Origin of the sequence: Paenibacillus sp. M-152 (genome assembly GCF_003856555.1) — a bacterium.
Taxonomy (GTDB): domain Bacteria; phylum Bacillota; class Bacilli; order Paenibacillales; family Paenibacillaceae; genus Paenibacillus; species Paenibacillus polymyxa_C.
Genome location: NZ_CP034141.1, coordinates 951,551 through 970,419 on the forward strand (window position 1 = coordinate 951,551; position 18,869 = coordinate 970,419).

General features: G+C 45.6%; 12 protein-coding genes and 2 rRNA genes. 7 read left to right on the plus strand and 7 right to left on the minus strand.

Annotated features, from left to right (window positions below; all coding sequences use genetic code 11):
* Positions 1–48: 48 nt before the first annotated feature.
* The 6 genes from EGM68_RS04340 to EGM68_RS04365 all read right to left on the minus strand — a co-directional run bounded on the left by EGM68_RS04340 (position 49) and on the right by EGM68_RS04365 (position 6,245).
* Positions 49–1,164, minus strand: coding sequence for a GerAB/ArcD/ProY family transporter (locus tag EGM68_RS04340; RefSeq protein WP_129548703.1), 1,116 nt, complete (start codon positions 1,162–1,164; stop codon positions 49–51).
* Between the two features lie 15 nt (positions 1,165–1,179).
* Positions 1,180–1,416 (minus strand): hypothetical protein, encoded by a 237-nt coding sequence (locus tag EGM68_RS04345; RefSeq protein WP_058831212.1) that lies wholly within the window; start codon positions 1,414–1,416, stop codon positions 1,180–1,182.
* A 31-nt stretch (positions 1,417–1,447) separates the two neighbouring features.
* Positions 1,448–2,557 (minus strand): GerAB/ArcD/ProY family transporter, encoded by a 1,110-nt coding sequence (locus tag EGM68_RS04350; protein WP_058831211.1) that lies wholly within the window; start codon positions 2,555–2,557, stop codon positions 1,448–1,450.
* A 5-nt stretch (positions 2,558–2,562) separates the two neighbouring features.
* Entirely contained in the window at positions 2,563–3,771 is a 1,209-nt protein-coding gene (locus EGM68_RS04355; RefSeq protein WP_058831210.1) for a Ger(x)C family spore germination protein, read from the minus strand.
* The gene (locus tag EGM68_RS04360) at positions 3,768–5,309 is read right to left on the minus strand and encodes a spore germination protein (RefSeq protein WP_129548704.1); all 1,542 of its coding nucleotides are present in this window, start codon (positions 5,307–5,309) and stop codon (positions 3,768–3,770) included. Before EGM68_RS04360 ends, EGM68_RS04355 begins: the two co-directional genes overlap by 4 nt.
* A 279-nt stretch (positions 5,310–5,588) precedes the next feature.
* Entirely contained in the window at positions 5,589–6,245 is a 657-nt protein-coding gene (locus EGM68_RS04365) for a DedA family protein (RefSeq protein WP_025677511.1), read from the minus strand.
* 145 nt (positions 6,246–6,390) lie between these two features.
* Here EGM68_RS04365 and guaA point away from each other — a divergent pair, with 145 nt between their 5' ends.
* Together guaA and EGM68_RS04375 are read left to right on the plus strand one after the other, a co-directional pair.
* Positions 6,391–7,929 carry a glutamine-hydrolyzing GMP synthase gene (gene guaA, locus EGM68_RS04370; RefSeq protein WP_013369453.1) on the plus strand — a complete coding sequence of 513 codons (1,539 nt, stop codon included), beginning with the start codon at positions 6,391–6,393 and terminating at the stop codon, positions 7,927–7,929.
* 467 nt (positions 7,930–8,396) lie between these two features.
* Positions 8,397–9,014, plus strand: coding sequence for a Type 1 glutamine amidotransferase-like domain-containing protein (locus EGM68_RS04375; RefSeq protein ID WP_129548705.1), 618 nt, complete (start codon positions 8,397–8,399; stop codon positions 9,012–9,014).
* Between the two features lie 100 nt (positions 9,015–9,114).
* Here EGM68_RS04375 and EGM68_RS04380 read toward each other — a convergent pair whose 3' ends face one another.
* A complete protein-coding gene (locus EGM68_RS04380) occupies positions 9,115–10,245 on the minus strand; it encodes a Gfo/Idh/MocA family protein (protein ID WP_129548706.1) in 1,131 nt (376 codons plus the stop codon).
* A gap of 129 nt (positions 10,246–10,374) precedes the next feature.
* Between EGM68_RS04380 and EGM68_RS04385 the strand changes: the two genes are divergently transcribed.
* The 5 genes from EGM68_RS04385 to EGM68_RS04410 all read left to right on the plus strand — a co-directional run bounded on the left by EGM68_RS04385 (position 10,375) and on the right by EGM68_RS04410 (position 18,849).
* Positions 10,375–11,220 (plus strand): LysR family transcriptional regulator, encoded by an 846-nt coding sequence (locus EGM68_RS04385; protein WP_129548707.1) that lies wholly within the window; start codon positions 10,375–10,377, stop codon positions 11,218–11,220.
* A gap of 147 nt (positions 11,221–11,367) precedes the next feature.
* Positions 11,368–11,838 carry a MarR family winged helix-turn-helix transcriptional regulator gene (locus EGM68_RS04390; RefSeq protein ID WP_129548708.1) on the plus strand — a complete coding sequence of 157 codons (471 nt, stop codon included), beginning with the start codon at positions 11,368–11,370 and terminating at the stop codon, positions 11,836–11,838.
* Between the two features lie 496 nt (positions 11,839–12,334).
* Positions 12,335–13,705: an NCS2 family permease gene (locus EGM68_RS04400; RefSeq protein WP_013369458.1), complete on the plus strand. Its 1,371-nt coding sequence runs from the start codon at positions 12,335–12,337 to the stop codon at positions 13,703–13,705.
* Between the two features lie 445 nt (positions 13,706–14,150).
* A 16S ribosomal RNA gene (locus tag EGM68_RS04405) occupies positions 14,151–15,704 on the plus strand.
* Positions 15,705–15,922: 218 nt separating this feature from the next.
* Positions 15,923–18,849, plus strand: a 23S ribosomal RNA gene (locus EGM68_RS04410).
* Together the 16S and 23S rRNA genes form the textbook arrangement of a ribosomal RNA operon.
* Positions 18,850–18,869: the final 20 nt, after the last annotated feature.

The window sequence follows — 18,869 nt, forward strand, 5'->3', positions numbered from 1 at the left end:
TTGGAATCGGGCTATGCTTTTTTAAGCATCGGTTTCAAAAGGTTTTTGTTAGTTTCTCGGCCCGTTTTGTCGATGCTTCCACTTTTGCCGACAGAGGTAAACAACCCACAAAAGAAGCGGGATGAACAAGCCGTTCGTATAATGCCAGGTAGCCATCGGATAAACAAGAGTTCTTACATAATAAAACACATTTGGGGTTATCAAAATGGTCATACCAAACACAATCGCTCCTGCGGGTATGACGAATGGACGACTATTAGAAATTCGGAACAACTGGGGGGTTCCAAAAGTGAAGGCATAGAAGAAAAGAACTCCCTTGAAATAGGCAGCCAGTGCCCAGATTAAAGCAACAAGCGATTCAACGCGTGTAATATAGTTCAGTTCATTAATTTTTGTCGTGAGTACAGAAGAAATGTATGGACTGTAGTGGGTCACAAAGGGCCCAATCACAAGAAGGGAGAGCAGCAGAAACAGGCTAATCACGATTCCTCCTATAAGGGAAGCGAACAATATGTCCTTTTTAAAATGGTCTTTTTTGTTTACATAAGGAAAAACCATGAGCATAATAGACATTCCGGCAAAAGGCATTGCCGCGCCTGGTACCATTCCTTTAGCAACAGGAGCCAGCCCATTTTCCAAAACAGGCCGTATATTAGAAAGCTGAACTTGTGGCAGGAGTGCAAGGATCAGACCAGAGAAAATTAATATATATGCTGGTAATAGCATCTCGCTAACCCGACCGAAAGCTTCAATTCCCATTAGCGCAGTAAGCACCATTAAGAATATTCCCATAGCGAGTAGAACACGCAGAGGGGTGTGTACTAATAACTGTGTAGTCAGAAAATCGCCTACCTCTCTCGCAATAAGAGCGGTGTTCATTAAAAAATAAAACAGATACCAGCAGGAGACAACGGTTCCTAAGATGGGTCCCAAAATTTTGCGAATCGCTTCAATAAGTGTAAGGTTAGGGTAGAGCTCATGAACGCGAATAAGCACGTAAATAATGATTAAGCCCAGCGGGATGGACAGCATGGAGCTGATCCAGGCGTCCTGAAGAGCAATATGTGTAATCATAGTCGGATAGATTAAGAGCATATCCCCGATTAAACTCATAAACATCAGGACAGTCACTTGCCGAACGCTAATACGTGCTTTTTTTGACATGTGGCTGTCTCCTTTCTAAAAACCAAATACCTGTGATACAAAAGCGTTAACAGGGTTGTAGATGATTTCAATCAAAATCAGCGGGCTTGGCGTAACCTCTGATTTGGCAGCAAGAATACTAAGCCATGTGCCTATTCCGAGCATAATGATATACACGAACATATCTTTAAAGCGATGCTTTTGATACAAACCTGGCAAATCCTTGGCAGCAATGGCTAAACCGATACAGATAATAACAGTGGTGATTAGCACGGTGAATGCTCCTTCCGTTAAAGGGTGTGGATCAACTGGGTTCCAGGCTGTGGCGGCCTTTCGATCTTAACTTGTATACGATAAGCAGCAGCGAAGGAAAGACAACAGAATCCGTCAAATCCCAATAAATCCAGGCGTTGACGATCGTATCCAGATAGTAAGTAATATTAGGCGCCGACACGATAATCAGACCAAACAGGATCATGAAGCTAGGACCAAGAAAGGTCCGAACATTATTTAATCGCAGTAGTTGAGTCATTCCTAAGGTAAAGGCATAGAAGTGTAAAATGGTTTTAACAAAAGTAGTGATAATCCAGGCAGTACTCATCATGGATTCAATTCTCTGCAGGAAATTTCCTATGTTGATTTTTTTAGATAACGTATAAGAGGTATACACACTATGTTCGGTTACAAAAGGGCCCAGCACCATGAGAGAAACCAGGAGTAGTACGCTTAACAGAATGCTGGCCGTAAGTCCTGAGAGTAAAACTGATTTTTTTAGACCCGGTTGTTTGCTCACATAGGGAAAAATCATGAGTAAAAAAGCTAGTTCACCGAATGGGTAGGAGAGCGCAAATAGGCTGCCCTCCATAATTTTAGGAATACCTTGCTCCATCATAGGCTTAAGCTGCTGACTGTCACATTGGGGAAGCAAGCATAGGATTAAAAACAAAGCGAAAGCCAAGCATAATGGAAATAAGATTTGAGCCGTACGCGCAATTGGTTCCAATCCCATATACATCCCCCACACCAGCACAAGGATTAAAAGTAAATTGATAACGGGAAGAGGTGTCATCACATAGGTCTGGTTGTTCATAAAATCTCCGACTTCTCTTAAATAAATCGCTGAATTCATCATTAAATGGAACAAATACCATATGGAGATGAGGGCGCCTAGCCACGGACCCAAAATGCGCTGGCAGAGCTGAACAAAGGTGAGATCAGGATACAGCTGATGTACCCGCAGGAATAGCAGTAGTACAGCCAGTCCTGCAGGGATGCTAAGTAATGAGCTGATCCAGGCATCCTGCTTGGATATGCTAGTAATGAGGGAGGGATACACCAATACACAGTCTCCGATAATACTCAAAAATACGAGTACGGCTATATTTGTAATGCTGATACGCCCTTTCTCCTCCACCAAGCTCACTCCTTCATTTCTTTTTGGAACGATTCAAACAAGGAACCAATTTTTTTGATCGTAGTTTTTGCCTTATATTCAATTTGTAAGTCCAAAAATGGATTTTCTTTTTCTTCTTTTAGTCGTTTCCAAAGCTCAGGTTTGGACTGGTGGATCAGCTGACCAAAGCCGAAAATGTCTGACTTAAACTCCCGTCGAACAGTCTCGACGGAATGCTTCAAAATTTCAACGATTTTTTCATTGCTTGCGGCCTCAATTTCTTTAATATCAGCCATACTGCTTAACTTCATATGCTTACAGTTGACCTCTCGTACTGTGCTGTCGTTGGTAACGGATATGGAGATAACAGGTTCTCCATCGCGAATGATCACTTTTTTTTGGGTGTTGCTGCTTAAGGTCAATAAGGCAATGTTACCCCCTCCCTGACAGTCGGCGTGTCCTGTAGTTGATTCCACTGTATTCCGAATGTAATTGAACCCTTTGCTGTCTTGTCCGTTGATCCAGCCCAATAAGCGGTCTTTTTTTAATACACCGATGCCAGAGAATCTTAATATGGTTTCAGGAGATATGCTTTTATTGTCATCTTCACCTTTCTCAACGGACGAATCTACATTACCGACAGCTTCCAATGCGGGCAGAGTGGACTGGATGTCAGGATTAGCCAAGTCACTAATCAGTTGATCCATGGTTACTTTGGTGGCAGGAGCCCAAGTTTTAGTTAACGTATCCAACGAAGCAAACATTTTATTGGCCGGCAACTTTTCCAGTGAGGTGGGGATATTTAACATCGTTGAGGCCTTGTTGTTTTTGGCTATCGCAATATAAAAGTCGCTTCTGGTAAAAGGTTCTCGCATCAAGGCTTCAATCGCATCAGATATTCCTTTTCTCGCATAATCCTCGCCTAAAATCAGCATACGAATATGGGATAAATAGATGGATCGCGGGCTTGTATCCGTCATTTTTTGAATAGCCTCTTGTATCGTGGGAGCAGTGGCCTGATAAGTAACCACCGGAGAGCCTCCACTTGTTGCAGATTTGGAAGCTACTGCCGAAGGAATAACCACCTGAGCTGTCACCTGATACTGGTCACCTTCCATATCCACTCCGATCCCAATAGCGATGCCCAGCTCGTTTAATTCTTTGCGATCCCAGCAACCACCTAATAGTAATACAATCAGTCCCCAGACGAAGAACAAATGTATGGTCTGCTTCATGGCTGATCCCTTCTGGTTTTCGATTTATTGCCAATCCGTCTTCTTTTCGTTTTTTGGCGAATCGTATTTTGGATAGAGATGGATTGAGGCCGTGTCTTCATGCGAGGCCAAGGTAGGCGAAACAGCGTATCTTTTATATCGCTTTCCACATAGGGACCGAACGGGCTCATATAAGATACTCCGAAGGATCGCAGACTGGTCAAATGCAGTAAAAGTACGATTACCCCCATCAATATTCCAAGAAGCCCGAAGGCTGCAGCTAGCATCATTAAGGCAAAGCGGGCAATACGAACCGCAATGGAAAGACCGTTTTCCGGAATAACATAGCTGGAGATCGCTGTAATGGACACAACAATAACCATAGCCGCCGAGACCACTCCTGCATCCACGGCTGCTTGTCCAATGACCAGTGTACCTACGATGGATACGGCCTGTCCGACAGTCTTGGGAATTCGAACTCCTGCTTCACGCAAAATTTCATAAGTTATTTCCATGAGCATCGCCTCGACAAAAGCCGGAAACGGTACGCCTTCCCTTTGTGCAGCGAGACTGACCAATAAGTTTGTAGGTATCATCTCTTGATGAAAGGTAGTTACCGCAATATAAACTGCTGGCGCAAGCATAGCGATAAAAAAGGAAAAGAAACGCAGCAAACGCAACAACGTGCTGATATCAGCACGCTGGTAATAATCCTCCGGTGACTGGAAAAATTGCACAAATAGTGCGGGAATCAACAGAACAAAGGGTGTCCCGTCCACCAAGATAGCAATTCGGCCTTCCAGCAGGCTGGCAGCGACTGAATCCGGACGCTCGCTGTTATAAATGGTGGGGAACAGGGTGAAGGTTTCATCCTGAATTTCCTCCTCGATGTAACCCCCTTCCAGAATTCCGTCAATATCAATTCGGTCCAAACGTTCTCTCAGTTCCTGAATAACTCCTTCGTCAGCGATGCCTTTGACATACATTACAGCCACGTTGGTGTGGGTGACTTGCCCGATCTGTCTTGTTTCCATCCACAGGCGCGGATCGCGGATTCGTCTGCGAATCAGAGCAGTATTAGTACGCAAATTTTCGGTAAAAGCCTCCATTGGACCCCGTACGACACTTTGGGATTGGGGCTCGCTAACACTGCGATCCTCCCAACCGACAGCATCAATCCATATGCCCTTTGCGTATCCGTCCAGCAAAATGATAATACCGCCGGATAGCATCTGGTTGAATAAGGCATCCATTTCATCCACACTACCCGAGTTACCTGCAATCAAAATTTGATCCTTCAAATAGTCGAATGGTTCTGTGCCCTCCGGTACATGATGTTCGTTTACGCGCATTAATGAACGCAGGACGGAATCATGAAGTAATTGAGTGTTGACCAGACCATCGATATAAAACAGAGCCGCTGGCCATTTCTGCATCCATAGTAGCTCTTTAATGATTACATCTCCGCTGTTTCCAAAGGAGCTCTCGATATGATTTACATTATCTTTCAAGTTAGAGGATACATGAGTAAGTGGACAACTTTTATTCGGATTCGGCATACGTAAAATCCTCCGATATTGGAGTTTGTTGGCTTAGTATGCTCTGAAAATATGAATTTATGCTTGACCCCATTGTATTTACAGGGTCGATTGTTGGGTATGCTGACGACGTAGAGCCAAGGTATTATCGGATTGTCTATGTTTGGAGTAAGGGGAGCGCCCGAAATGATGGAGCCGTGAATGGTGGGCTCGGCTGGAAGAGCGGGGGATGTAGTAATACCTTTCGTGATTTCGATATATTATGCAAGGGCCTGTAGTCATAAGGCGGCAGGAGTGTGACTATTCCGTGTCATCCTTGTTGCTGGTTTTTACCGATTTTTTGGATTTGTATAGCGATCCAAACAGGAAGCTTCTCCACCGATATATAAAATACAGCAGGATGATGAACCCAACGACAGCTGCGATTCGTAGTGCGTATAGCTCAACCAAATGGAAAATGGCATCCCATTGCGGACCAAACAGCTTGCCAATGCTTAGAAAGAGGACGACCCAGAATAAAGCACCGCTGTAAGCATACAAGACAAATTTACGAAAAGAAAGAGCTATAATTCCAGCAAAATAGCCTGTAAAATGCCGGACACCTGGAATGAAATATCCAAGGAAAATAAGCCAGTATCCATAACGTTGAAACCACTTTTGTGTTTTCTGAAGCTTGTCCGGCGATAACAAAACCCATTTGCCGTACTTCTGAATAAAGGGGAGTCCAGCCCATTTTCCGATAAAGTAGGTAATGGTCATACCGATGGTTGTGCCCAAAAACGCTAGCAGCACCAACTTGCTGAAATCCAGGGTACCGGCATAGGAAAGATATCCCGCATAAGCCATCGTGGTTTCCCCGGGAAAAGGCAAGGCAATAAATTCCAGCAGCAAGCCGAAAAAAAGGACGCCGTATCCATATTCTTCGAACAATTGCGCGATCCACTTCAGCACATCCATTGTGTACACTCCTACGGACAGATTAAGTAATTTAGAATCAATTTATTTTATCAATCTTTTCATGACCACTCAACTATGGTTGATTTCTTGACGTGTTGTTTTATCGTTGCGTATAATGAAACGAACAATTGAGGGAGGCACGGTAATGAATAAGCCTAATGAAATCGTTGTAGTTCTCGATTTTGGAGGACAATACAACCAGTTAATTGCAAGAAGAATTCGGGATCTCGGCGTATATAGCGAGCTCCTTCCATACAATACGCCTGCGGAGAAGCTGAGAGAGCTGGCGCCGAAAGGGATTGTTTTCTCAGGCGGACCTTCCAGCGTATATACAGACAATGCTCCTCAGGTGGATCGGGCAATTTATGATCTTGGCATCCCTATCTTTGGTATTTGTTATGGCATGCAACTGATGGCTCATCAACTGGACGGTAAGGTAGAACGTGCGGGCAAGCGTGAATATGGCAAAGCAGACGTGCAATTCAATGAGGGCGCTCGGTTGACTAAAGGACTGGATTCCCGTCAAACCGTGTGGATGAGCCATGGCGATCACGTTACAGATCTGCCAACCGGCTTTACACTGGATGCGGGAACAGAGAGTGCGCCGATTGCTGCGATGAGTAATCTGGAACGGAATCTGTATGCAGTACAATTCCATCCAGAGGTACGTCATTCTGTTCAAGGTAATGAGATGATTAGCAACTTCCTGTATGAAGTGTGCGGCTGTGAAGGCAACTGGACCATGGAATCGTTCATTGAAGAGCAAATCCGTGAAATCCGTCAGCAAGTAGGCGACAAGAAAGTACTGTGCGCTTTAAGTGGCGGCGTAGATTCTTCCGTTGTAGCCATGCTTATTCACAGAGCGATCGGAGACCAACTGACATGTATGTTCATTGATCACGGACTGCTGCGCAAGGGTGAAGCCGAAAGTGTAATGGAGACGTTCGTTGGTAAATTTGATATGAAAGTTGTCAAAATTGATGCACGTGAACGTTTCCTGTCCAAACTGGCAGGAGTGGATGATCCGGAACAAAAACGTAAAATCATCGGTAACGAGTTTATTTACGTCTTTGAAGAAGAATCAGCTAAATTCGATGATTTTGACTTCCTGGCACAAGGCACGTTGTACACAGATATTGTAGAGAGCGGAACAGCAACGGCGCAAACCATCAAGTCGCACCATAACGTAGGCGGTTTACCGGAAGACATGAAATTCAAACTGATCGAGCCACTGAATGCTTTGTTCAAGGATGAAGTGCGTAAAGTCGGCGAAGAATGCGGACTTCCGGCCGAAATTGTATGGCGTCAGCCATTCCCAGGTCCGGGTCTTGCCATCCGTGTATTGGGCGAAGTAACAGAGGACAAGCTCAAGATTGTACGTGATTCTGACTTTATTTTGCGCGAGGAGATTGCCAAAGCGGGTCTGGATCGGGAAATTTGGCAATACTTCACCGCTCTGCCGAATATGAAGAGCGTTGGCGTTATGGGCGATGCCCGTACGTATTCCTACACTGTAGGTATTCGCGCAGTAACCTCGATCGACGGCATGACCGCGGACTGGGCACGTATCCCTTGGGACGTATTGGAGAAAATCTCCGTTCGTATCGTCAATGAAGTGGACAACGTCAATCGTATCGTGTACGACGTAACGTCCAAACCACCAGCAACAATCGAGTGGGAATAAGCGTGGAGACTCCCGCATCTTAACCACGAACCCTTTGAGATTCACCAATACAACATCAGGCTCCTCCGCATCGGCGAACTATCGCTATGCGGTTGGAGTCTTTTTTACGGGGGCAAGGTTGAACCTTTGCTCGGGAAAGTTTACTACACGGCAACCTCAATTGGGTTTTAGCTAAAGGCGAATAGTATTGCCTCATGCTACGAAGATATAAATTCATTTGTTGTTACAAAACGGAATATGAAGACTGAAAAAAGGAGATATTATTCAATGGTAATGTCTCCTTTTTTTATATGATTTTATTTGCTTTAAGCTATAGATAGCTTAAAGCAAATATGGAATTAAACGTTTTTTTTTCATGTCATCCTCTAATGGTGTCATGTTTTGATACTAATATATTTTATAATTTATCTAGATTAGAGTGTTACATATCCCATTTCATTAAACGCTATTCTAAGGAGAATAAAGACATGAGAAAATTATTTTTGTCGTCCTCATTTAAGGATGTCGCACCATGCTTAGTCCATTTCGCCGATGAAAACTTGGAAGGAAAAACAGTCACTTTCATCCCCACCGCAAGTATTCCAGAGAAAGTTAAGTTTTATGTGAATACAGGGAAAAAAGCATTAGAGAATTTAGGATTAGTCGTGGATGAAATCGAAATCAGCACAGCAACATTGAATGAAATAGAAAGTAAAATTAGAGAAAATGACTATATTTATATTACCGGAGGCAACACATTTTATTTACTTCAAGAGTTAAGAAGAAGCGGGGCTGACAAAATCATTGCTGAAGAAGTTAATGCAGGGAAGTTGTATATAGGCGAATCGGCAGGTTCGATGATTTTATCATCGAATATCGAGTATGTCCGACTTATGGACAATGTGCAGGAGGCGCCTGCTTTGGATTCTTTTGCTGCGCTCGGAATAATTGAATTCTATCCAGTCCCCCACCATACGAACATCCCGTTTAAAAAAGCGGTGGAGAACATCATTGAGGAATATGGCAGCCAACTAAATTTATATCCAATCAGCAACGCGGAATTTATTTTGGTTGAAGGTGATAGTATAAAAGTCGAGAATGCATGACTTTATTAAATAAAGGAGAATTTCAACTGATTAATATTATAAAAAACCTTCAATTCCACATCTATCTTGATATTGAAGGTTCTTTTTTTATAAATCTACCTTACCATATAATCTTTTTGCCGGTTGCAGCCGATTCCTCAATGCAATCCAGTAGCTGATGCAGCTTTAGTGCATGGTTGAAATCGGGGGCGAGACGGGTGCCCGTCAAAATATCCTCGGCAAATACATGATGGGCCTTGGCTACATTCAGGGTTACTCCTTCTTTGGGAAAGTCTAAGCAGCCATCAGGTTCAGCAGCTATGCGTATGGGTTCAAAAAAGCCATTAGGAATATAACTTTGATGACTTCCCTGATCATATACAAGTTTTTCAAGCGTCAGATTCCCAAATTGAACATGTCCAAGCGAAGGATTCTGGCTCAAACGCAAACTGCCCTTTTTCCCCTGAATCTCTAGCTCAAACTTAGAATTCACCCCGCCCTGAATGTGAACCGATACCGGAGTTCCTTTTTCCAACAGCCCGTGAATCAGAATTTGATCGGCTGTATCCTTGGCAATGATTTCACCCGTTTCCTGAATAATGGCTTCGTTATAACGGGATGATGTGATGGCCGATAGCTCGCGGAATTCACCAACGATGTATTGCAGTGCATCCAAAGAATGTCCCCCGTTAATGGTTAGTAGGTTGGCACCACTGGCTCTATTCAGCAAGTATGCCGTATCCTGATCTGTTCGTCCTCCTTTGCCAGAAGTAGCTACTTGCATATGACAGGATACAATTTCACCAATTGTCCCGTCTTCCACCAGTTTTTTCATCATTTGAACCTCAAAATCCTGCCGTGCCTGCAAGCCGACGGTATGATGAATGCCCGCCAGTTCCGCCGCCTTAGCCATTTCAGCAGCTTCCGCAGTGTTGGCTCCTAGAGGCCACTCACAAAAAATATGCTTCCCCTCTTGAATAGCCGCCATTACGGCCTCGTTATGATGGGGAACTTTTACGCTCACCACGACCATGTCCACTTCCTTGGAAGCTGCGAGCTTTTTCGCATCGTCAAAAGCTAATGACGCCCCCACGCCTTTTGCACTTTTTCGTGCACTCTCCATACGGGAAGTGCCGATGGCTGTAATATCCAAGTTCGGGTGCTTGAGCAAAGCCGGAATATGAGTTTGGCTGGCCCATTTGTTATTCATTGAACCACCTACGATACCTGCGCGAATCTTCTGTTGAACCATGCGCCATCCCTCCTGTTTTTAAAATGTGGGTAGTAAATACCGCTCAAGCCCAATATAATACACTTAACTCATAAAGAATAATGTTTGTTAATGATATAGATATCATTTTATTTAATGGGAGGGAAAGAGGTGGATATTCAAAATATGCAGGCATTCGTTTCAGTGGCGGAACTTAGAAGTCTAACAGAAGCTGCCCAGAAGCTGAATCATCTGCAATCGAATATGACAGCAAAAATAAAGAAGCTGGAGGCCTATTACGGCACAGCGTTATTTTACCGAAAGCCTCGTGGTATGGAACTGACACCCGCAGGCGAAATTCTATATGCTCAGTACAAGCAAATTTTACTGCTATGGCAAGACACGGAGATGAAAATGAGACCCCAGGAGGAAAAATTGCGTGTCGGCACAATGCAGTCCATTGTAGCAGGTGAAACAACAAGGGCGCTAACGAAGGTATATGAGATGTACCCGCAGGCTTCGGTGACATTAAAAACCGGAACTACCACGGAAATGGAGCAATTCATCCTCGACGGCGAGCTTGATATTGCTTTTGTTACAGGATATCCTACCAACCCATATATTCATTATCAAAAAATATGCCGTGAAGAGCTTGTGCTGGTGGGGAAAGGTATACACGAGGGCTCGGATCTCCAACAGGTATTGCAAGGAGCTTCTATTATCATATTGTCGGATAGCTGCCTGTACCTCACGCATTTAGAGAAGATGTATCAGGGCATGCAATTGACCCATGGGGAGGTTGTCGAGGTTGGAATATTTGATACGATGGTAGAATTCGCTCTGATGGGAATGGGGATTACCCTTATGTCCAAAAAGCTGGCGCGACAATTTAAAGTAACGTCTTATTTACCGGTTCCTTCAATTTTTGGCTACATGGATACATATTTAATATCCCGTCCCAATCACGAAATGACAGCAATTGAACATAAATTTATCGAAATCAATAATACGATCTAATAGAGTAGGAAAGACATCGAATGACCTTAACTACAAATTCTGGAATGCTCAATCTATTCGTTTAGCTTGAGCATTTTTTTGTGAATGTAGGATTTGTATATAGACTTGTCTCAGGACTTGTTTATTTTTAGTGAGGGTGTATAATGCTTGATGAATCAATTGATGGGTCAAGTATTAGAAGGAGGATTTGTCATCAAACATTGTTCTGAAAAAAGCCAGCTATTTTATCGAATGCATCTTTTGTGTAAAGAAATGAATAACGCTTTTGAAGCACAGCTAAAAACCAGCTTCACCAAGGTCGAAATTTTGTATCATATTAATCATCGTCAGGAATTAAGTCAGCTGGAGCTTCAACATCTGCTCGTTCTGGATGGTGCAGCAGTGACCCGGCATCTGAAAAGGCTGGAGGAGGAAGGTCTGATTTTACGAAGTAAAAAAGAGCAGGATAAGCGTGTAACCTATATACGTTTAACCGAATTAGGAATTCAAGAGCTGCAAGTTTTGACAGAGCAAAGACAAGCCTTTCAAGAAAAGTTCCTTTATAAGTTTGCAGATGAGGAAATTGTGGCTTTAACAGATGCACTACAGCGTATGTCTAGCAATGTGAAGAATATGTGAAATGTGCGAGGACAAAATGATTTTGGAGGCCACTCGATGAAGATTTTAGAAGAAACGATTTAGCAAAAGATGATCAAGTAAGTAGAGAACGATTAATCAGCTGAAGAAGCTGATACCTATCAAACCAGATGGGCAGTGTGCGGTAAAAAGGCAACAGGCGAAGTTTATACACTTACTGGAGTGGACAAAGCCCGACTGAATGCAGAAGGGAAGATCGTTTATCTGGAAAATATACCGGATACAGCTGATGCTTTTGATAAGTACAAAAATATCTGATTATTCTAAATGATAACCCGCCAGCTGTATAATAGCTCGCGGGTTATCTGTTTTCCGAACAATACATATGTGTTTAATTTGTAACATTCGTTTTTTCTGTTGACAAGCCGTAGGCGAGAGCCTAAAATAACGGATGTAATATAGCGTATATAAAGGCGAATATTACAGCAAGTGAACGACAACAATACGAGTATGCTTTGCGTAGGAGGAATTACGACTCATGGAGCGTTTCTTTAAATTAAAGGAACATGGCACAAACGTCCGCACCGAGATTATTGCGGGGATTACTACTTTTATGACCATGGCTTATATCCTAGTGGTCAACAATACCTTTTTGGGACCAACTGGAGCGGGGATGCCTAGTGAAGCTGTTTTCTTTGCAACAGCAGTAGGTGCAGGTTTAGTTACCATTCTGATGGGCTTGTTTGTAAATGTGCCAATCGGTATGGCGCCAGGGATGGGCTTGAATGCTTACTTTATGACTGTAGTCTTGAGTTCTAATGGGATGATTACTTGGCAAGCGGCACTTGGCGCTGTATTTATATCCGGTATCGTCTTTCTGATTTTAACCGTTACCCGGGTAAGACAGATGCTGCTTGTTGCAGTTCCGGAAAATTTAAAAACTGCTATTACAGTTGGTATTGGCTTGTTTATCACAATTGTTGGTTTCAAGCTTTGTAATCTGGTTATGGTGAGTATTGTTCCAGGGACAGATGTTGGTCAACCGGTTCCGGGTCATGCTTTTAATTTGGTTCTGGGTAGTCTGGTACATCAAAAGGATGCGTTGCTGGCGCTAATCGGGTTACTCATTATCGCAGCGTTGATGGTCGTTCGGGTCAAAGGCGCATTGCTGATTGGAATCGTAGCTACTACATTAATCGGTATTCCGATGGGTGTAACGGATCTGAGTAGCTTGACAACAGGGCACTGGATTCCAAATTTCAGCAATTTGGCAGTAGGTCAGTTAGATCTGAAGGCAGCTTTGCATATTGGTCTGTTTGATATTATTTTCATCTTCACATTTGTAGAGTTGTTTGATACCTTCGGTACGCTGGTAGGTACAGCTACACGTGCAGGCATAATGAAAGATAAGAAAAAAGGCGAGAAAATTATCGGTAAAGCGATGCTGGTAGATGCTGTTGGCGTAAGTACTGGTGCAGTATTGGGTACAAGTACAATTACAGCATTTGTAGAAAGCTCCGCAGGGGTAGAAGAAGGTGGACGTACAGGTCTCACTGCTGTAACGACAGGCGTTCTGTTCTTGTTGGCCCTCTTTATTGCGCCGCTGGCTCTGGTTGTGCCTTCTGCGGCTACTGCTCCGGCTTTGATTATCGTTGGGGTGTTGATGATGAGTCAGGTTCGTAATATTGACTGGGATAACTTCCTGTTGGCATTCCCAGCGTTTCTGACCATCGTTTTGATGCCTTTTACAGGTGGAATTGCGAATGGTATTTCTGCTGGTATTCTGTCTTACGTTGTGCTGGCAGTGTTCAGTAATCTGTTTACCAGCAATAAAGTTAAAATTCACTGGCTTATGTGGGTGCTTGCTATTATTGTAGTAATCCGCTTTGCCTTTATGGGCTCCGAATAATTCAGTAGATATCAAATACAGAACCTCTTTCCTGTTGTTTAAAAGGGAGGAGGTTCTTTTTTTTAGTTTACCACGAGTAAAAACAAAACAAGTAATATATGAAAGAAAACGATTGATAAATAAGTGTTGTGAAATTTTATATAAATAATACTTGCAAACTAAAAATACATATGGTATATTCTAATTCCGGCCAAGAAACACAAGGTTGTGAGCGAATGTTTCAAAAAAGACTTTGAAAAAAAGCTTGCAAGGTTGGTTCGGAAATGATATGATATAAGAGTTGATGAAGCGACGAGCTGATTCGAAAAAGAAGTGTTTGATCTTTGAAAACTGAACAACGAGTGAGTAAACTGATTTTGTTCGCAAAATCAAACAATGAGATATTTTATCTCGTCAGTTTCAACATGAGCTAATCGCTCTTTCTATAACCAACTTCGGTTGGTCTTTAATGGAGAGTTTGATCCTGGCTCAGGACGAACGCTGGCGGCGTGCCTAATACATGCAAGTCGAGCGGGGTTATGTAGAAGCTTGCTTCTACATAACCTAGCGGCGGACGGGTGAGTAACACGTAGGCAACCTGCCCACAAGACAGGGATAACTACCGGAAACGGTAGCTAATACCCGATACATCCTTTTCCTGCATGGGAGAAGGAGGAAAGACGGAGCAATCTGTCACTTGTGGATGGGCCTGCGGCGCATTAGCTTGTTGGTGGGGTAAAGGCCTACCAAGGCGACGATGCGTAGCCGACCTGAGAGGGTGATCGGCCACACTGGGACTGAGACACGGCCCAGACTCCTACGGGAGGCAGCAGTAGGGAATCTTCCGCAATGGGCGAAAGCCTGACGGAGCAACGCCGCGTGAGTGATGAAGGTTTTCGGATCGTAAAGCTCTGTTGCCAGGGAAGAACGTCTTGTAGAGTAACTGCTACAAGAGTGACGGTACCTGAGAAGAAAGCCCCGGCTAACTACGTGCCAGCAGCCGCGGTAATACGTAGGGGGCAAGCGTTGTCCGGAATTATTGGGCGTAAAGCGCGCGCAGGCGGCTCTTTAAGTCTGGTGTTTAATCCCGAGGCTCAACTTCGGGTCGCACTGGAAACTGGAGAGCTTGAGTGCAGAAGAGGAGAGTGGAATTCCACGTGTAGCGGTGAAATGCGTAGAGATGTGGAGGAACACCAGTGGCGAAGGCGACTCTCTGGGCTGTAACTGACGCTGAGGCGCGAAAGCGTGGGGAGCAAACAGGATTAGATACCCTGGTAGTCCACGCCGTAAACGATGAATGCTAGGTGTTAGGGGTTTCGATACCCTTGGTGCCGAAGTTAACACATTAAGCATTCCGCCTGGGGAGTACGGTCGCAAGACTGAAACTCAAAGGAATTGACGGGGACCCGCACAAGCAGTGGAGTATGTGGTTTAATTCGAAGCAACGCGAAGAACCTTACCAGGTCTTGACATCCCTCTGACCGGTCTAGAGATAGACCTTTCCTTCGGGACAGAGGAGACAGGTGGTGCATGGTTGTCGTCAGCTCGTGTCGTGAGATGTTGGGTTAAGTCCCGCAACGAGCGCAACCCTTATGCTTAGTTGCCAGCAGGTCAAGCTGGGCACTCTAAGCAGACTGCCGGTGACAAACCGGAGGAAGGTGGGGATGACGTCAAATCATCATGCCCCTTATGACCTGGGCTACACACGTACTACAATGGCCGGTACAACGGGAAGCGAAGCCGCGAGGTGGAGCCAATCCTAGAAAAGCCGGTCTCAGTTCGGATTGTAGGCTGCAACTCGCCTACATGAAGTCGGAATTGCTAGTAATCGCGGATCAGCATGCCGCGGTGAATACGTTCCCGGGTCTTGTACACACCGCCCGTCACACCACGAGAGTTTACAACACCCGAAGTCGGTGAGGTAACCGCAAGGAGCCAGCCGCCGAAGGTGGGGTAGATGATTGGGGTGAAGTCGTAACAAGGTAGCCGTATCGGAAGGTGCGGCTGGATCACCTCCTTTCTATGGAGAATCGTTTCCTGCAATGGAAACATTCAAATATGAAGCATAAGCTTTAAAAACTACTCACTCGTTGCTCAGTTTTGAGAGTTCAAACTCTCAAATTGCACCTTGAAAACTGGATACCGAAACGAAATTGCGTTTTAGAATATTCCTTTAAGCTGATCTTGTGTAAACAAGAAAACTTAAAGTAGCGAATCGTATTTACATTGTAGATACTAGGTTAAGCTACAAAGAGCACACGGAGGATGCCTAGGCGCCAGGAGCCGACGAAGGACGTGGCGAACAACGATAAAGCCTCGGGGAGCTGTAAGCAAGCTTTGATCCGGGGATGTCCGAATGGGGAAACCCGGCTGTCTTCATCGACAGTCACTACTCACTGAATTCATAGGTGAGTGAGAGGCAGACCAGGGGAACTGAAACATCTAAGTACCCTGAGGAAGAGAAAACAATAGTGATTCCGTCAGTAGCGGCGAGCGAACGCGGATTAGCCCAAACCAAGGAGCTTGCTCCTTGGGGTTGTGGGACGTCTCACATGGAGTTACAAAGGAACCGGTTAGATGAAGAGGTCTGGAAAGGCCCGCCAGAGAAGGTAAAAGCCCTGTAGTTCAAAACCTGTTCCCTCCGAGACGGATCCCGAGTAGTGCGGGGCACGTGAAACCCCGTATGAATCCGGCAGGACCATCTGTCAAGGCTAAATACTCCCTGGCGACCGATAGTGAAGCAGTACCGTGAGGGAAAGGTGAAAAGCACCCCGGAAGGGGAGTGAAATAGATCCTGAAACCGTGTGCTTACAAGAAGTCAGAGCCCAATTTAGGGGTGATGGCGTGCCTTTTGTAGAATGAACCGGCGAGTTACGTTCCCGTGCAAGGTTAAGGTGAAGAGCTGAAGCCGCAGCGAAAGCGAGTCTGAATAGGGCGAATGAGTACGTGGACGTAGACCCGAAACCGGGTGATCTACCCCTGTCCAGGGTGAAGGTGCGGTAACACGCACTGGAGGCCCGAACCCACGCATGTTGAAAAATGCGGGGATGAGGTGGGGGTAGCGGAGAAATTCCAATCGAACCCGGAGATAGCTGGTTCTCCCCGAAATAGCTTTAGGGCTAGCCTCGGAAAAAAGAATCGTGGAGGTAGAGCACTGATTGGGTGCGGGGCCCGCAAGGGTTACCAAGCTCAGTCAAACTCCGAATGCCATAGATTTAGTTCCGGGAGTCAGACAGTGAGTGCTAAGATCCATTGTCGAAAGGGAAACAGCCCAGACCATCAGCTAAGGTCCCCAAGTGTGTGTTAAGTGGGAAAGGATGTGGAGTTGCACAGACAACCAGGATGTTGGCTTAGAAGCAGCCACCATTGAAAGAGTGCGTAATAGCTCACTGGTCGAGTGACTCTGCGCCGAAAATGTAACGGGGCTAAACACACCACCGAAGCTATGGCTTGATGCTTTGCATCAGGGGTAGGGGAGCGTTGAATGCGGGTTGAAGGTGTACCGGAAGGAGCGCTGGACTGCATTCAAGTGAGAATGCCGGTATGAGTAACGAAAAGATCTGTGAGAATCAGATCCGCCGAAAGCCTAAGGGTTCCTGAGGAAGGTTCGTCCGCTCAGGGTAAGTCGGGACCTAAGGCGAGGCCGATAGGCGTAGTCGAAGGACAACAGGTAGAAATTCCTGTACCACCGTAATCCGTTATGAGCAATGGGGTGACGCAGTAGGGTAGTGACGCGGACTGATGGATGTCCGTCTAAGCAGTGAGGCTGATGTGTAGGCAAATCCGCACATCGTGAAGGCTGGGCTGTGATGGGGAGCGAAAATTATAGTAGCGAAGGTCATGATCTCAGACTGCCAAGAAAAGCCTCTAGCCAGGAGAAGGTGCCCGTACCGCAAACCGACACAGGTAGGCGAGAAGAGAATTCTAAGGCGCGCGGAAGAACTCTCGTTAAGGAACTCGGCAAAATGACCCCGTAACTTCGGGAGAAGGGGTGCCTCGGTAGGGTGAATAGCCCGAGGGGGCCGCAGTGAAAAGGCCCAAGCGACTGTTTAGCAAAAACACAGGTCTGTGCGAAGCCGCAAGGCGAAGTATACGGGCTGACGCCTGCCCGGTGCTGGAAGGTTAAGGGGAGTGGTAAGCCTTCGGGCGAAGCTATGAACCGAAGCCCCAGTAAACGGCGGCCGTAACTATAACGGTCCTAAGGTAGCGAAATTCCTTGTCAGGTAAATTCTGACCCGCACGAATGGCGTAACGACTTGGGCGCTGTCTCAACGAGAGATCCGGTGAAATTTTAATACCTGTGAAGATGCAGGTTACCCGCGACAAGACGGAAAGACCCCATGGAGCTTTACTGCAGCTTGATATTGAATTTGGGTACGATCTGTACAGGATAGGTGGGAGCCGTTGAACCTTGAGCGCCAGCTTGAAGGGAGGCATCCTTGGGATACCACCCTGATCGTATCTAGGTTCTAACTTGGTACCGTGATCCGGTACGAGGACAGTGTCAGGTGGGCAGTTTGACTGGGGCGGTCGCCTCCTAAAGAGTAACGGAGGCGCCCCAAGGTTCCCTCAGAATGGTTGGAAATCATTCGAAGAGTGCAAAGGCAGAAGGGAGCTTGACTGCGAGACCTACAAGTCGAGCAGGGACGAAAGTCGGGCTTAGTGATCCGGTGGTACCGCATGGAAGGGCCATCGCTCAACGGATAAAAGCTACCCTGGGGATAACAGGCTTATCTCCCCCAAGAGTCCACATCGACGGGGAGGTTTGGCACCTCGATGTCGGCTCATCGCATCCTGGGGCTGAAGTAGGTCCCAAGGGTTGGGCTGTTCGCCCATTAAAGCGGTACGCGAGCTGGGTTCAGAACGTCGTGAGACAGTTCGGTCCCTATCTGTCGTGGGCGTAGGAAATTTGAGAGGAGCTGTCCTTAGTACGAGAGGACCGGGATGGACGTACCGCTGGTGTACCAGTTGTTCCGCCAGGAGCACCGCTGGGTAGCTATGTACGGAAGGGATAAGCGCTGAAAGCATCTAAGCGTGAAGCCCCCCTCAAGATGAGATTTCCCAATGAGTAAGACCCCTTGAAGACGACGAGGTAGATAGGTTGGGGGTGGAAGTGCAGTAATGCATGGAGCTGACCAATACTAATCGGTCGAGGGCTTATCCTAAAGATAAAGCGCAAGGAAGT

What these genes read in the sequence shown, in the direction of transcription:
- EGM68_RS04365 (WP_025677511.1), bottom strand. Translation starts at nt 6,245, where the DNA reads ATGGATGTGCTGAAGTGGATCGCGCAATTGTTCGAAGAATATGGATAC.
- EGM68_RS04355 (WP_058831210.1), bottom strand. Translation starts at nt 3,771, where the DNA reads ATGAAGCAGACCATACATTTGTTCTTCGTCTGGGGACTGATTGTATTA.
- guaA (WP_013369453.1), top strand. Translation starts at nt 6,391, where the DNA reads ATGAATAAGCCTAATGAAATCGTTGTAGTTCTCGATTTTGGAGGACAA.
- EGM68_RS04380 (WP_129548706.1), bottom strand. Translation starts at nt 10,245, where the DNA reads ATGGTTCAACAGAAGATTCGCGCAGGTATCGTAGGTGGTTCAATGAAT.
- EGM68_RS04375 (WP_129548705.1), top strand. Translation starts at nt 8,397, where the DNA reads ATGAGAAAATTATTTTTGTCGTCCTCATTTAAGGATGTCGCACCATGC.
- EGM68_RS04400 (WP_013369458.1), top strand. Translation starts at nt 12,335, where the DNA reads ATGGAGCGTTTCTTTAAATTAAAGGAACATGGCACAAACGTCCGCACC.
- EGM68_RS04340 (WP_129548703.1), bottom strand. Translation starts at nt 1,164, where the DNA reads ATGTCAAAAAAAGCACGTATTAGCGTTCGGCAAGTGACTGTCCTGATG.
- EGM68_RS04360 (WP_129548704.1), bottom strand. Translation starts at nt 5,309, where the DNA reads ATGCCGAATCCGAATAAAAGTTGTCCACTTACTCATGTATCCTCTAAC.